Origin of the sequence: Pseudomonas sp. LAIL14HWK12:I7, assembly GCF_000483465.1 — a bacterium.
In the GTDB taxonomy this organism is placed as follows: domain Bacteria; phylum Pseudomonadota; class Gammaproteobacteria; order Pseudomonadales; family Pseudomonadaceae; genus Aquipseudomonas; species Aquipseudomonas kermanshahensis.
Genome location: NZ_AXYZ01000001.1, coordinates 317,007 through 330,932, shown reverse-complemented (window position 1 = coordinate 330,932; position 13,926 = coordinate 317,007). Strand labels below are relative to the sequence as shown.

The window sequence follows — 13,926 nt, the reverse complement described above, 5'->3', positions numbered from 1 at the left end:
AGCGCCTAAGGGGGCAAATTGGCCAAAGGAGTCTGGGATCAGCCGCTGTGGTGCTGTTCGCTATTATGCGTTACCACTTTTGACAGCCCGATTCCCAGTGCTTGCAGCACCTTAAGCACGGTCGATAGCCGAGGATCACCGTCCGCTGCCAGCGCGCGATAGAGATTGGGACGGGCAAGCCCCGTGGCCTGCGCAAGATTGCCCAAGCCGCCGCGCGCTTCAGCCACGCGGCGGACCGCCGTCAGAAAGCCCGCAGCACCACCAGGCTCATCGATTTCCTCGAGTGCCACGGCGAGATAGTCGATGGCGAAGGCTTCGTCATTGCGAAGCATCTCAAGAACACTTTCTTCATGCGAACGTGTGCCGGTCATAGCGTTACCTTGTGCCTGTGCCAAAGCAACTTGGCTTGGTCGATATCAGCCTGCTGCCGGTCTTTCGAGCCGCCTCCGAGCAGGAAAATAATGCTCCGCCCACGGGTGGCGTAATAGATGCGGTAGCCTGGCCCAAAATCCAGTTTCATCTCGAACACGCCATCACCCACTGGCTCGGTCACACCGAAATGGCCCTGTTCTGCTCGGTCGATGCGTGTGGTAATTCTTGCTTTCAACCGGGTGTCGCGAATGGTATCCAACCAGGCTTGGTAGAGATCCACACCGTTGACGGATAGAACGTGATGAACTGTGTACATCCATATTGTACCTTATAAGAGACAATCCATGTGTCGACTTATTCACCGACCCTGGGGCTAGGCTCGATGACGGCGTGAGGTTGATGCCTGCAGGGGCATGACCGAAAACCGCAGGCAGCATGGTGGCCTGCGTTCTGGGGGCTGGCGAACGATCTTTTGTGACAAACAGCAAAAAGCCGGGTTTCCCCGGCTTTTTGCGTGATGCAGCGAAGCTTACTTACGCTTCATCGACAAGAAGAACTCGTCGTTGGTCTTGGTCTGCTTGAGCTTGTCGACCAGGAACTCGATGGCGGCGATTTCGTCCATCGGGTGCAGCAGCTTGCGCAGGATCCACATGCGCTGCAGTTCGTCGTCGGCGGTCAGCAGCTCTTCGCGGCGGGTGCCGGAGCGGTTGATGTTGATGGCCGGGAACACACGCTTCTCGGCGATACGACGGTCCAGGGGCAGCTCCATGTTGCCGGTACCCTTGAACTCTTCGTAGATCACTTCGTCCATCTTCGAGCCGGTTTCGACCAGCGCGGTGGCGATGATGGTCAGCGAACCGCCTTCTTCGATGTTACGCGCGGCACCGAAGAAACGCTTCGGCTTCTCCAGGGCGTGGGCGTCGACACCACCGGTGAGGACCTTGCCGGAGCTCGGGATCACGGTGTTGTAGGCACGTGCCAGACGGGTGATGGAGTCGAGCAGGATGACCACGTCTTTCTTGTGCTCGACCAGGCGCTTGGCCTTCTCGATGACCATCTCGGCAACCTGCACGTGGCGGGTTGGCGGCTCGTCGAAGGTCGAAGCGACCACTTCGCCGCGCACGGTGCGCTGCATTTCGGTCACTTCTTCCGGGCGCTCGTCGATCAGCAGGACGATCAGGTGGCACTCGGGGTTGTTACGGGTGATGTTCGCCGCGATGTTCTGCAGCATGATCGTTTTACCCGCTTTCGGCGGGGCGACGATCAGGCCACGCTGGCCTTTGCCGATCGGGGCGCACAGGTCGATGACGCGGCCGGTCAAGTCTTCGGTGGAACCGTTACCGGCTTCCATCTTCAGGCGCTTGTTGGGGAACAGCGGCGTCAGGTTTTCGAACAGGATCTTGTTCTTCGCGTTTTCAGGGCGATCGAAGTTGATCGTGTCGACCTTCAGCAGGGCGAAGTAACGCTCCCCTTCCTTCGGCGGGCGGATCTTGCCGACTATGGTATCGCCGGTACGCAGGTTGAAACGGCGGATCTGGCTAGGCGAGACGTAGATGTCGTCGGGGCCGGCCAGGTAGGACGCATCAGCCGAACGCAGGAAACCGAAACCATCCTGGAGAATCTCCAGCACGCCGTCACCCGAGATCTCTTCGCCGCTTTTCGCGTGCTTCTTCAGCAGGGCGAAAATCACGTCCTGTTTGCGCGAACGGGCCATGTTTTCGATGCCCATCTGTTCGGCCATTTCCAGCAGATCGGTAATCGGCTTTTGCTTGAGTTCAGTCAGGTTCATAAGGGGAGTGACGTAATCATGTATGAAGGGAGGATTAAGCTTCTGGCTTAATGAAGCCGCGCCGCTAGAAGGCGATAGGATCGCGCACAGATTCTAATTAGGAGTGCGTCGGCGACGGCGTGCAGGGGGCACTGGAGAAGCAGTGCGAGGCCGAATGTAACACTTGCTTTTTTCGACGTCTAGTGGGTTGGAAAAGAAAAGCCCCGGTATTTCCGGGGCTTTTTCACATCACAGGTGGGCGTCGAGGAACGCGGCCAGCTGCGATTTGGACAGTGCGCCGACCTTGGTAGCCTCGACGTTGCCGTTCTTGAACAGCATCAGCGTTGGGATGCCACGCACGCCATGCTTGGCCGGGGTTTCCTGGTTGTCGTCGATGTTCAGCTTGGCGACAGTCAGTTTGCCTTCGTAGGTGGAAGCGATGTCGTCCAGAACCGGAGCGATCATCTTGCATGGACCGCACCATTCAGCCCAGTAGTCGACCAGCACCGGGCCTTGGGCTTGCAGGACTTCGGCCTCGAAGGTGGCGTCGGTGACGTGTTTGATCAGATCGCTGCTCATGGATATCTCCGGGGTCGTAAGCATAAAAACGTGGCCCATCATAGCCGCAGAGGCTGACTACAGGAAGTCACAGACGATTGAGTGTAACTATAGTTGTGCAAGACGCCGCGAATCGAAACTGTCATATGCGTGTCATAACATCGAATGGCACATTGCCCTGCATCAAGCCTTGGCGTGCCACGCGTTGGCGACAGCCCCGTATCGTGTCACGATTGCCAGGTTAACGACCGAGAACATCCAGATCATGCCGCATACCAACGCGAAGAACCTGTCTCTGATCGCCGCCATCGACCTTGGCTCCAACAGTTTTCACATGGTCGTGGCCAAGGCCCACCACACCGAGATCCGCATTCTCGAACGGCTGGGGGAAAAGGTTCAGCTGGCCGCCGGCATCGACGAAGAGCGCAAGCTCAGCGAAGAAGCCATGGAACGGGGCCTCGAATGCCTCAAGCGCTTCGCCCAACTGATCAACGGGCTGCCCGCGGGTGCGGTGCGCATCGTTGGCACCAACGCCCTGCGCGAGGCGCGCAACCGCAACGAATTCATCCAGCGCGCCGAGGCCATTCTCGGGCACCCGGTGGAAGTGATTTCCGGCCGTGAGGAAGCCCGCCTGATCTACCTCGGCGTCTCCCACACCCTGGCCGACAACCCAGGTAAGCGCCTGGTCGCCGACATCGGCGGCGGCAGTACCGAGTTCATCATCGGCCAGCGGTTCGAGCCACTGCTGCGCGAGAGCCTGCAAATGGGCTGCGTCAGCTTCACCCAGCGCTACTTCCGCGACGGCAAGATCACCCCGGCGCGTTATGCCCAGGCCTACACCGCCGCGCGCCTGGAGCTGATGAGCATCGAAAACGCCCTGCACCGCCTGACCTGGGACGAAGCCATCGGGTCGTCCGGCACCATCCGCGCCATCGGCGCAGCCATCAAGGCCAGCGGCCTGGGCAATGGCGAGGTCAACGCCGAAGGGCTGGCGTGGGTCAAACGCAAACTGTTCAAGCTGGGCGAGGTCGACAAGATCGACTTCGAAGGGGTCAAGCCAGACCGCCGCACTATCTTCCCGGCAGGCCTTGCGATTCTCGAGGCCATCTTCGACGCCCTCGAACTGCAACGCATGGACCACTGCGACGGCGCCCTGCGCGAAGGCGTGCTGTTCGACCTGCTCGGCCGCCATCACCACGAAGACGTGCGCGAGCGCACCCTCAACTCCTTGATGGAGCGTTACCACGTCGACCAAGGCCAGGCCGCGCGCGTCGAGCGCAAGGCACTGCACGCGTTCGACCAGGTAGCAAAAGCTTGGAATCTGGAAGAGGGCAATTGGCGCGATCTTCTGGGATGGGCCGCGAAAGTGCACGAAGTTGGGCTGGACATCGCCCACTATCACTACCACAAGCACGGCGCCTACCTGATCGAGCACTCCGACCTGTCGGGCTTCTCCCGTGAGGATCAGCAGATGATGGCCCTGCTGGTACGCGGCCATCGCCGCAACATCCCCAAGGACAAGTTCGCCGAGTTCGGCGATGAAGGCGTGCAGCTGATTCGCCTGTGCGTACTGCTGCGCTTCGCCATCCTGTTCCACCACATTCGTGGCACGCAGCAAATGCCGAAGGTACAGCTGCAAGCAGGCGACAACAGCCTCGATGTGGTCTTCCCTGAAGGCTGGCTGGAGCAGAACCAGCTGACCCAGGCCGACTTCGCCAACGAGGCGGAGTGGCTGGCCCGGGTCGGCTTCGTCCTCAGCGTACGTTGAGGACCGGGTTGCTCAGGCGCTCCAGCAGGGTCGCCTGGGCACTGCGCGGGTTCTGGTTGCCGGTCGGGGTGCTGCGCACGTAGCGCCCATCCGACTGCAGCGTCCAGGCATGGGTGTTGTCGGTCAGGTAGCTTTCCAGCTCTTTCTTCACCCGCAGCAACAGCTTCTTGCCTTCGACCGGGAAGCAGGTCTCGACGCGCTTGTCGAGGTTGCGCTCCATCCAGTCGGCACTGGACAGGTAGATCTGCTCCTCGCCGCCATTGAGGAAGTAGAACACCCGGGTGTGCTCCAGGAAGCGGCCGATGATCGAGCGCACGTGAATGTTGTGCGAAACCCCCGGAATACCTGGCCGCAGGCAGCACATACCGCGCACCACCAGGTCGATGCGCACCCCGGACTGGCTAGCCTTGTACAGCGCCTTGATGACCTTGGCATCGGTCAGCGAGTTGAACTTGGCGATGATGTGCGCAGGCTTGCCGTCCAGTGCGAACTGGGTCTCGCGGGCAATCATGTCGAGCATGCCCTTCTTCAGCGTGAAGGGTGCGTGCAGCAGCTTTTTCATGCGCAGGGTCTTACCCATGCCGATCAGCTGGCTGAACAGCTTGCCGACGTCTTCGGTGAGGGCGTCGTCAGAAGTCAGCAGGCTGTAGTCGGTGTACAGGCGGGCGTTGCCGGCGTGGTAGTTGCCGGTACCCAGGTGCGCATAGCGGACGATTTCGCCCTGCTCACGCCGTAGGATCAGCATCATCTTGGCGTGGGTCTTGAACCCGACCACCCCGTAAATCACCACCGCACCCGCCGCTTGCAGGCGGCTGGCCATCTGCAGGTTGGACTCTTCGTCGAAACGCGCGCGCAATTCGATCACCGCAGTGACTTCCTTGCCGTTACGGGCAGCGTCCACCAACGCGTCGACGATCTCCGAGTTGGCACCGGAGCGATACAGGGTCTGGCGCACGGCCAGCACATGCGGGTCCTTGGCGGCCTGGCGCAGCAGGTCGACCACCGGCGTGAACGACTCGAACGGGTGCATCAGCAGCACGTCCTGCTTACTGATCACGCTGAAGATGTTGTCAGCGTTCTGCAGCAGCTTGGGGATCGCCGGGGTGAACGGCATGTATTGCAGCTGCGGGTGGCTGTCGAGGCCGGTGATGCTGAACAGGCGGGTCAAGTTGACCGGGCCATTGACCTGGTACAGCTCGCTCTCACTCAGGCTGAACTGCTTGAGCAGGTAGTCCGACAGGTGTTTCGGGCAGGTATCAGCCACCTCAAGCCGCACGGCATCACCGTAACGGCGCGAGAACAGCTCGCCGCGCAGGGCGCGGGCCAAGTCGTCGACTTCTTCGGAGTCCAGCGCCAGGTCGGCGTTTCGGGTCAGGCGGAACTGGTAGCAGCCCTTGACCTTCATGCCCTGGAACAGGTCGTCGGCGTGCGCGTGGATCATCGACGACAGGAATACATAGTTAGCGCCCGGGCCACCGACTTCTTCAGGCACGCGGATGACCCGCGGCAACAGGCGCGGCGCCGGGATGATCGCCAGGCCCGAGTCGCGGCCGAAAGCATCGACGCCTTCGAGCTCGACGATGAAGTTGAGGCTCTTGTTCACCAGCAAGGGGAACGGGTGCGTCGGGTCGAGGCCGATCGGGGTGATGATCGGCGCGATCTCGTCACGGAAGAAGCGCCGCACCCAGGTCTTGAGCTTGGGCGTCCAGTGACGGCGACGGATGAAGCGGATGTGGTGTTTTTCAAGCTCTGGCAGCAGCACGTCGTTGAGGATCGCGTACTGGCGATCCACCTCGGTGTGCACCAGCTCGCTGATGCGCGCCAGCGCCTGGTGCGGCTGCAAGCCGTCGGCCCCGGCCTGTTCGCGGGCGAAATTGATCTGCTTCTTCAGGCCGGCGACGCGGATCTCGAAGAATTCGTCGAGGTTGCTGGAGAAGATCAGCAGGAATTTCAGACGCTCGAGCAGCGGGTAGCTCTCGTCCAGTGCCTGCTCCAGCACCCGAATGTTGAACTGCAACTGCGACAGCTCGCGATGAATGTACAGGCTGCTGTCGTCGAGGCCCGGGACGGTGATCGCCGGTGCCGGCGCGGGGGCCGGTGCCGCGGCCTCGACCACAGGCTCGGGCTCTGGCGCCGGCGGCAGGTCTGGCGGGGTTTGCACCATCTCTTCGGGGACTGCCTGGGCGTCCTTGATCGCGACAGGGGTGAGCACTTCATTATTCATCTGGACGTTCCTGGAGGACGTTAACGCCCTATCATCAATTGAGCGGGACGATAAGCGGCCATTATGACGCCTGTGTTACACCCACTGGCAAGCCTGCGACTTGTGGCCGAAGGCATTGTCCTTGTAGGAATTGTTCACGTCGAGACACATTTGGACACTTTCATCCACGCGCGCGAAGGGGTAGGCTGCGCGTTCATTTCGCCAGCACCTCAGAAAATGCTTCAACAATTCCTGCAGGATTTCGGCTACTTCGCCCTTTTTCTAGGCACCTTCTTTGAAGGCGAGACCATCCTGGTGCTTGCGGGTTTCCTCGCGTTCCGCGGTTACATGGACATCAAGCTGGTGTGCTTGGTGGCCTTCTTCGGCAGCTATGCCGGCGATCAGCTGTGGTACTTCATGGGCCGTCGCCATGGGCGTAAGATCCTGGCACGCAAACCGCGCTGGCAGGCCATGGGTGATCGGGCGCTGGACCACATCCGCCGCCACCCCGACATCTGGGTGCTGAGCTTCCGCTTCGTCTATGGGCTGCGCACGGTCATGCCGGTGGCCATTGGCCTGTCGGGCTATCCGCCGCGCCGCTACCTGCTGCTCAACGGCCTCGGTGCCGCCATCTGGGCGCTGGCCCTGGGCGCAGCGGCCTACCACTTCGGCGCCATCCTCGAAGGCTTGCTGGGCAATGTGAAGAAGTACGAGCTATGGGTGCTCGGCGGCCTGTTGTTGCTCGGTGTCCTGCTCTGGCTGCGCCGGCGCTTCCGCACCCTGCGCGCGGAGCGCAAGGCGGCGGCACTGGCTCAGGCCCCAGACGCTGAGCAGGCTGTAAGCCAGGAGCAAGACCCACCCAAGCGGCGTGATCACCGCTAAGCCCAGAGCGCCAGCCAGGTACAGCGCTGGCGCATTCGACAGCAACCGCGCCCGCTCCAGGCGCACGGCCCAGGGCCGGTTCTCCAGCAGCGCGCCGAGCACGAACAGGCCCAAGGCCATCACCGACCAGCCCAGTATCAGGGCGGCGGCAGGCACGCGCTCCGCGGCCTCCATCAAATAGCTGCCCAAGGCCACATAGACGACGAACTGCGCCGCTACATAGGCCTGCTGCGCCCGCCCCAGGGCAACCTCGAACTTGCAAAACAACGCCAGGTCCGGCTTGGCCTGCGGGTAACGCGCCGCGACATCGGCCGGGCGCCAGCCCGTGGGCATGAACCAGATCCGCCACTTGTCCCACACGCTGCGCGTGCGCCGGGCATCACGCCACAGCTGGGCGTAGAACTGCAGGTTGGCCCACAGCGGGTTCCAGCTGGCCAGTGGCGTGGTCACGCCGAACACCACGGGCTCGGCCGGGTCCTCTTCCTTGAACGTTCCGAACAGGCGGTCCCAGAGAATGAACACGCCGCCGTAATTGCGATCCAAGTAAACAGGATTTTGCGCATGGTGGACGCGATGGTTGGATGGCGTGATGAATATCCACTCAAGCCAACAGAGTTTGGCAATGTGCCGGGTATGCACCCAGAACTGGTACAGCAGGTTCAGCGACGCCACGGTGATGAACACCAGGGGCGGCACGCCGATCAGCGCCAATGGCAGGTAGAAGATCCACGAAAAAATGAAGCCGCTGCTGGTCTGGCGCAGCGCCGTGGTGAGGTTGTACTCCTCGCTCTGGTGGTGCACCGAATGGGCCGCCCACAGCACGTTGCGTTCGTGCCCCAGGCGGTGCAGCCAGTAGTAGCAGAGGTCGTACAGGACGAACGCCAGCACCCACACCCACCACGCTTGCTGGGGCAAGCGCAGCAGCGCCAGATGCTCCCAGGCCAAGGCATAGGTCAGCAGCCCGACACCTTTGGTCAACAGGCCAGTGCTGGTCGACAAGGCGCCTGTACTCAGGCTGTTGATCGCGTCGGCCAGGGTGTAATTACGCTGGCCACGCACGCGGTCAGCCACCAGCTCGACGGCGATCAATACGAAGAAGAACGGCACGGCCAGCAGTATCAGGTCCATGGTGACGACCTCAGGCGTTATCCACAAAGATTAGGCCGCGACCGCGGGAATCCCTATGGCTACATCTGCCAAACTAGAGGACATTTAGCGCCTCGACACTGGAGTAATGAGCATGACGAAAAAAGTAGCGGTGATACTTTCCGGCTGTGGCGTCTATGACGGCGCCGAAATCCACGAAAGCGTGATCACCCTGCTGCGCCTCGACCAGCGCGGGGCGCAGGTGCAGTGCTTTGCGCCGAACATCGCGCAGATGCATGTGATCAATCACCTGACCGGCGAAGAAATGCCCGAGTCGCGCAACGTGCTGGTGGAGTCGGCGCGTATTGCCCGTGGCGAGGTCAAGGACATCCGCGAAGCCAATGCCGAAGACTTCGATGCACTGATTGTGCCCGGTGGTTTCGGGGCGGCGAAAAACCTCTCCAACTTTGCCGTCGAAGGCACCAACTGCAGCGTCAACCCAGACGTGCTGGCCCTGGCCGAAGCCTTTGCCGATGCCTGCAAGCCGGTTGGGCTGATCTGCATCTCGCCAGCACTGGCGGCGAAGATTTACGGCCCAGGCGTGGTCTGCACCATCGGCAACGATGCCGGCACGGCTGCTGCGGTAGAGAAGATGGGTGGCAAGCATGAAGAGTGCGATGTGCACGACATCGTTGAAGACACCCAGCGCAAGCTGGTGACGACCCCGGCCTACATGGTTGCGAAGTCGATCAGCGAAGCAGCCGGTGGGATCTACAAGCTGGTAGACCGGGTGCTGGAGCTGACCCACGAGGGCGACCAATAACCCCCAGCCTGCGCTGCCTTGGTAGGAGCAGCCTTGCGCTGCGAAGAGGCCGTTGAAGCCTCAAGGCATTCAGTGGCCATGCCGGCCCTTTCGCAGCACAAGGCTGCTCCTACAAAAGCCGTGGACGTCAGGTGGGCTTGGACAAGCGCGCGATAATCCGGTCCAGCGCATTGGCGAATGCCTGTTTCTCGCGCTCGCCATACGGCGCCTGCCCTCCCCCAACCTGCCCTTGCTCGCGCAAATCGGTGAACAGGTTGCGCGTCGCCAGCCGGTCGCCCATGTTGCGCTCGTCAAACTCGCGCCCGCGCGGGTCCAGCGCCGCCACGCCTTTCTTGACCAGCCGATCGGCCAACGGCACGTCGCTGCAGATCACCAGTTCACCAGGCTCGGCGTTGTCGACCAAATAGTCGTCGGCCGCATCCATACCGCTGGGTACCACGATCAGCCGCACACAGGCAAAGGCCGGCTTGCTTTGCGCCTGGCCTGCCACCATCACCACCTCGAGTTTGCGCTTGAGGGCGAACTTGACGATCAAATCCTTTGCCGCCTTGGGGCAAGCGTCGGCATCGATCCATACACGCATCCGTAAACACCTCTAAATCAGCGAGACTACGCTCATGCAGCCCATCATGCCCGAAGCGGGCTGAAAGCTGGAGTCGGCGGGCTTCACCCACACGCAAGGACGCTGGAAAAATGACGCCAACAAATCGATTTAGCGCTTATCCGACTGGTTCACTCAGGCTAAACTCGCGGCAGCCCTACTGGCCTGCCACGAGCGCGCAATGAACCACCCCCAAGAAATCCGCCCAGACCTGGACGAAGGCATCGACCGCAAAGTTCTGGCGACCTTGCGTGCGCGCTTTCTGACGCTCAACCAAGGTCGCCTGCAACGTGCGATGGAGGGGCTGTCGACCCGCCAGCAACAGGTACTGACGCTGTTGCCGCTGCTGTTCCACGTCAACCACCCACTGCTGCCCGGCTATGTCTCGAGCAGCACGCCCGCCGGGGTGGCCGGTTTCGAGCCTGCCGACGACCTGGTCGCCGAAGCGCAACGGCTGGCACGCTCGTTCGCCTACAAGGCCCGCCAGGGGCAGGCAGCGCGCCCAATCCATGGCGTGTTCCTGATGGGCAGCCTGGGCTCGCTGGCCCAGGCCGAACAAAGCGACATGGACTTGTGGGTCTGCCATGCGCCAGGCCTGGGTGATGACCTGCTGAACGAGCTGCGCCGCAAATGCCAACTGCTGGAAACCTGGGCCGCCAGCCTGGGCGCCGAGGCACACTTCTTCCTCATCGACCCGCAAGGCTTTGCGCAAGGCGAGCGGGACGGCCAGCTTGGCTCCGACGACTGCGGCACCACCCAGCATTACCTGCTGCTCGACGAGTTCTACCGCACCGCCATCTGGCTGGCTGGGCGTACGCCGCTGTGGTGGCTGGTGCCGGTCTACGAAGAGCACAACTACAGTGCCTATACCCAGACCTTGCTCAGCAAGCGCTTCATCCGCAGCCAGGACGTGCTCGACCTCGGCAACCTGGCGCATATCCCCCCCGGCGAGTTCGTGGGTGCAGGGCTGTGGCAACTGTTCAAAGGCATCGACTCGCCCTACAAATCGCTGCTCAAACTGCTGCTGACCGAAGCCTACGCCAGCGAGCACCCTGCCGTTCGCTGCCTGAGCCTGGACTACAAGCATGCGGTGTTCGCCAACCAGCTCGACCTCGACGAGCTGGACCCTTACGTGATGGTCTATCGGCGCATCGAGCACTATCTGCGGCAACGCGGCGAAACGGCGCGCCTTGAGCTGGTCAGGCGCAGCCTGTACCTGAAGGTCAACAAGAAACTCAGCGGCCAGGTGCGCGCCAACGGTTGGCAGCGCCAATTGCTGCAGCGCCTGACGGACGAATGGGGTTGGGACGAGCGCCAGCTGGCCCTGCTCGACAGCCGCAGCCAATGGAAGGTTGGCCAGGTCGCGGTCGAACGCCGCGAGCTGGTGGCTGAGCTGAACCACAGCTACCGCTTCCTCAGCCAGTTCGCCCAGACCCGCAACGCCAGCAGCCGCGCCGACCAGCGTGACCTCAATGTGCTGGGCCGGCGCCTGTACGCCGCCTTCGAGCGCCGTGCCGGCAAGACCGAGGTGATCAACCCTGGGATCGCCCCGGACCTGGCAGAGGGCACCCTCACCCTGGTCCAGGCCCCCAACCGCAAAGAGCCGGGCAGCCACCACTGGGAGCTTTACACCGGCAACCTGAGCACGCACGAGGTGACGCATTTCAGCCCGATCAAACGTTGCCGCGAGCTGCTCGAACTGCTGACCTGGGCCCATCGCAATGGCGTCATCGACAGCAGTACACGCTTCGCCGTGCATCCTGGCGCCAGTGACCTGCGCGAGCTCGAGCTGTTCAACCTGCTGGGCAGCTTGCAGCAGACCCTCGACCTGCCGCTGCCGACCGTCAGCGAAGTCCGCCTGCTGCAGCCCAGTGTGGCCGACGAGATCCTGTTGCTGATCAACGTCGGCATCGACCCGCTGCGCCAGCACCGCGACCTGAACATCCTGATGACCACCGAGCGCACCGACTCGCTGAGCTACGCCGGCGTGCGCGAAAACCTGGTGCTGACGCTGGACCAGGTCACCCTCAACAGCTGGAACGAAGTGCTGGTACAGCGCTACGACGGCGAGCACGCGTTGCTGCGCTGCCTGCGCGATTACCTCAACAGCCTCGGCCAGCGCGGCCACCGCCCCCGGCTACGGGTACGCTGCTTCTGCCACAACCGCGCCCAGGCCATCGAGCAGCGGGTCGAGGAGGTGTTCGCCACGGTGCAACAGTTGCTCGACCAGGGGGCAAACTACCGCTACCTGCTGCAGGTAGCCCAGCACACCCATGTGCTGGAGCTGCTGCCCGGCCAGGTAAGCCTGGCGACCCTGGCTGACCACCAGGCGCTGCTGGACTACCTGAGCGAAGAACGCAGCCGCTACAGCCCGCTGCACCTGGACGCCAATGCCCTGCAGGACCACGACCTGGCACTGGTGCTGGAGCAGGGGCGGCCCGCGTGCATCCAAGTGTTCTATCGCCTGCAAGGCGCCTGGGCCGATCTGTATGTGCTGGATGAGTACAACGCGCTGTGGCAACAGCGCCTGCCATTGCAGGATGAAGCCCATCTGCTGCTGCCGCTGCAACGCTTCCTGCGTTCGGTGCTGATGCGCCGCGATACCCAACTGCCGCTGGACGCCCTGCGCCCCGCTTCGCTGGATATCCAATATGGGCAGTTACTGCCGTCAGGCCCTGGCAAGGCGCGCAGCATCGAGCCACGGCTGGTGCCTGTCGAGGGCAGCGGCCAGCCGTACTATGAGGTTCAGGCGATTATCCAGGGCGGTGCTGCGGGCGCCGTGACGGTGACGTTGTACTGTGACCAGCAGGAGTTCTCCGAGCTGGACCATGGCGACCAGCTGTACGCCGTGGTCGCCCGGCAGATCATCGGGCAACGCCGTAGCGCCGGTCATTACCGCTGCTACATTACCGACCTGGATTTGTCCGAGCTGCTGGGTGATGAGCTGGGCGCAACCGTTTTGTACCTGCGTTACAAGCGGGAGCTGGAACAGGCGCTGAATGAGGGGCTAGAGCAGCTGCAAGCAGCGGTCGGGGGGTGAACCAGCGGGGCCGTATGGGAGCGGGCTTGCCCGCTGCCACAAGAGACTTGGCGCAGCGGCCCTCAAGGCTCACAGGTCGAAATCACCCGCCGCTTCTGGCTGGTACTCGACTTCCAGCAGCTTCAGCTTGAGGGTCTTGCCGCCCGGCGCCGGCCAGTCGATCTGCTCACCGACCGAAAGGCCCAGCAAGGCACAACCAATCGGCGCCAGGATCGATACCTTGCCTTCCGGCCCAGCATCCTTCGGGTACACCAAGGTCAAGTGGTAGTCCTTGCCGCTGGCCTCTTCACGGCAGTGCACGCGCGAGTTCATGGTCACCACCCCGGCCGGGACGTCCTCGTGACCGACCACCTGTTCGGCGCGGTCAAGCTCGTCCTGCAGGGCGAGCACACCCGGCGTACTTTCGTCGAGGCTGTCGATCAGACGCTCGAGACGTTGTACGTCCAATCGGGTGAGGATGAGGGAAGGCTTGGTGCTCATGATCCAGTCAGACTCCTTTGAACAGGCAATTTTCGTCGGGCAAATAAAGCAAAACCCCGCCCAAGGGCGGGGTTTATGATGACTTTGGCGTCACCGACGCAGAACCTGACACTACCACAGCCGGGCAAATACTCAAGCCCGTGCGCGCAAGGCCTCGGCTTCGCGGCAGATCTGCCGGCGCCGCTCGTCGTCTGCAGACCGCCATTCGCGGATGTGCTCCACAGGGCGGTGGCAGCCGGTGCAGACACGCTGCTCATCCAGGCGGCAGACGCTGATGCACGGCGATTTCACGGCCGTGCTGACATTGCTGTAGAGCGGCTTGGGCGGCCGCGGCTGCTCACTCAT

Annotated in this window: 12 protein-coding genes and 1 pseudogene; 4 read left to right on the top strand and 9 right to left on the bottom strand. The window is 62.4% G+C overall.

Features of this window, described 5'->3' with window-relative positions; all coding sequences use genetic code 11:
• Window positions 1-38: 38 nt before the first annotated feature.
• The 4 genes from D886_RS0101570 to trxA form a co-directional block, all read right to left on the bottom strand.
• Complete coding sequence (locus D886_RS0101570; protein ID WP_027592221.1) at window positions 39-371, bottom strand: addiction module antidote protein; 333 nt, start codon at window positions 369-371, stop codon at window positions 39-41.
• Window positions 368-688: a type II toxin-antitoxin system RelE/ParE family toxin gene (locus D886_RS0101565; RefSeq protein WP_027592220.1), complete on the bottom strand. Its 321-nt coding sequence runs from the start codon at window positions 686-688 to the stop codon at window positions 368-370. The genes D886_RS0101570 and D886_RS0101565 overlap by 4 nt, the downstream gene beginning before the upstream one ends.
• Before the next feature lie 213 nt (window positions 689-901).
• Window positions 902-2,161, bottom strand: a complete 1,260-nt coding sequence (gene rho, locus D886_RS0101560; RefSeq protein WP_003253661.1) for a transcription termination factor Rho — start codon at window positions 2,159-2,161, stop codon at window positions 902-904.
• Window positions 2,162-2,389: 228 nt separating this feature from the next.
• Complete coding sequence (gene trxA / locus D886_RS0101555) at window positions 2,390-2,719, bottom strand: thioredoxin TrxA (protein WP_009684153.1); 330 nt, start codon at window positions 2,717-2,719, stop codon at window positions 2,390-2,392.
• A gap of 244 nt (window positions 2,720-2,963) precedes the next feature.
• On the opposite strand from trxA, the gene ppx reads away from it, so the two are divergent.
• Window positions 2,964-4,466 (top strand): exopolyphosphatase, encoded by a 1,503-nt coding sequence (gene ppx / locus D886_RS0101550; RefSeq protein ID WP_027592219.1) that lies wholly within the window; start codon window positions 2,964-2,966, stop codon window positions 4,464-4,466.
• On the opposite strand, the gene ppk1 is transcribed toward ppx, so the two are convergent.
• Window positions 4,453-6,690 carry a polyphosphate kinase 1 gene (gene ppk1 / locus D886_RS0101545; protein ID WP_027592218.1) on the bottom strand — a complete coding sequence of 746 codons (2,238 nt, stop codon included), beginning with the start codon at window positions 6,688-6,690 and terminating at the stop codon, window positions 4,453-4,455. The two genes, ppx and ppk1, sit on opposite strands and share 14 nt — an antisense overlap.
• A 216-nt stretch (window positions 6,691-6,906) precedes the next feature.
• Here ppk1 and D886_RS27545 point away from each other — a divergent pair, with 216 nt between their 5' ends.
• Window positions 6,907-7,551: a DedA family protein gene (locus D886_RS27545; protein WP_177323866.1), complete on the top strand. Its 645-nt coding sequence runs from the start codon at window positions 6,907-6,909 to the stop codon at window positions 7,549-7,551.
• Between the two features lie 501 nt (window positions 7,552-8,052).
• On the opposite strand, the pseudogene D886_RS28515 reads toward D886_RS27545, so the two are convergent.
• Window positions 8,053-8,679 (bottom strand): annotated as a pseudogene (locus D886_RS28515) (sterol desaturase family protein); the annotation flags it as partial.
• 112 nt (window positions 8,680-8,791) lie between these two features.
• Between D886_RS28515 and elbB the strand changes: the two are divergent.
• Window positions 8,792-9,460, top strand: a complete 669-nt coding sequence (elbB, locus tag D886_RS0101530; protein WP_027592215.1) for an isoprenoid biosynthesis glyoxalase ElbB — start codon at window positions 8,792-8,794, stop codon at window positions 9,458-9,460.
• A gap of 127 nt (window positions 9,461-9,587) precedes the next feature.
• Here the strand turns inward: elbB and D886_RS0101525 are convergent, their stop codons facing one another.
• The gene (locus D886_RS0101525) at window positions 9,588-10,043 is read right to left on the bottom strand and encodes a YaiI/YqxD family protein (protein WP_027592214.1); all 456 of its coding nucleotides are present in this window, start codon (window positions 10,041-10,043) and stop codon (window positions 9,588-9,590) included.
• A gap of 199 nt (window positions 10,044-10,242) precedes the next feature.
• Here D886_RS0101525 and D886_RS0101520 point away from each other — a divergent pair, with 199 nt between their 5' ends.
• Window positions 10,243-13,101 carry a class I adenylate cyclase gene (locus D886_RS0101520; RefSeq protein WP_027592213.1) on the top strand — a complete coding sequence of 953 codons (2,859 nt, stop codon included), beginning with the start codon at window positions 10,243-10,245 and terminating at the stop codon, window positions 13,099-13,101.
• Window positions 13,102-13,170: 69 nt separating this feature from the next.
• Here the strand turns inward: D886_RS0101520 and rnk are convergent, their stop codons facing one another.
• Window positions 13,171-13,581, bottom strand: coding sequence for a nucleoside diphosphate kinase regulator (rnk, locus tag D886_RS0101515; protein WP_027592212.1), 411 nt, complete (start codon window positions 13,579-13,581; stop codon window positions 13,171-13,173).
• Between the two features lie 132 nt (window positions 13,582-13,713).
• Entirely contained in the window at window positions 13,714-13,926 is a 213-nt protein-coding gene (locus D886_RS0101510) for a DUF1289 domain-containing protein (protein WP_027592211.1), read from the bottom strand.

Excerpts from the sequence above, each read along its gene's own strand:
- D886_RS0101570 (WP_027592221.1), bottom strand. The coding sequence starts at position 371 with ATGACCGGCACACGTTCGCATGAAGAAAGTGTTCTTGAGATGCTTCGC.
- D886_RS0101565 (WP_027592220.1), bottom strand. The coding sequence starts at position 688 with ATGTACACAGTTCATCACGTTCTATCCGTCAACGGTGTGGATCTCTAC.
- rho (WP_003253661.1), bottom strand. The coding sequence starts at position 2,161 with ATGAACCTGACTGAACTCAAGCAAAAGCCGATTACCGATCTGCTGGAA.
- trxA (WP_009684153.1), bottom strand. The coding sequence starts at position 2,719 with ATGAGCAGCGATCTGATCAAACACGTCACCGACGCCACCTTCGAGGCC.
- ppx (WP_027592219.1), top strand. The coding sequence starts at position 2,964 with ATGCCGCATACCAACGCGAAGAACCTGTCTCTGATCGCCGCCATCGAC.
- ppk1 (WP_027592218.1), bottom strand. The coding sequence starts at position 6,690 with ATGAATAATGAAGTGCTCACCCCTGTCGCGATCAAGGACGCCCAGGCA.
- D886_RS27545 (WP_177323866.1), top strand. The coding sequence starts at position 6,907 with ATGCTTCAACAATTCCTGCAGGATTTCGGCTACTTCGCCCTTTTTCTA.
- elbB (WP_027592215.1), top strand. The coding sequence starts at position 8,792 with ATGACGAAAAAAGTAGCGGTGATACTTTCCGGCTGTGGCGTCTATGAC.
- D886_RS0101525 (WP_027592214.1), bottom strand. The coding sequence starts at position 10,043 with ATGCGTGTATGGATCGATGCCGACGCTTGCCCCAAGGCGGCAAAGGAT.
- D886_RS0101520 (WP_027592213.1), top strand. The coding sequence starts at position 10,243 with ATGAACCACCCCCAAGAAATCCGCCCAGACCTGGACGAAGGCATCGAC.
- rnk (WP_027592212.1), bottom strand. The coding sequence starts at position 13,581 with ATGAGCACCAAGCCTTCCCTCATCCTCACCCGATTGGACGTACAACGT.
- D886_RS0101510 (WP_027592211.1), bottom strand. The coding sequence starts at position 13,926 with ATGAGTGAGCAGCCGCGGCCGCCCAAGCCGCTCTACAGCAATGTCAGC.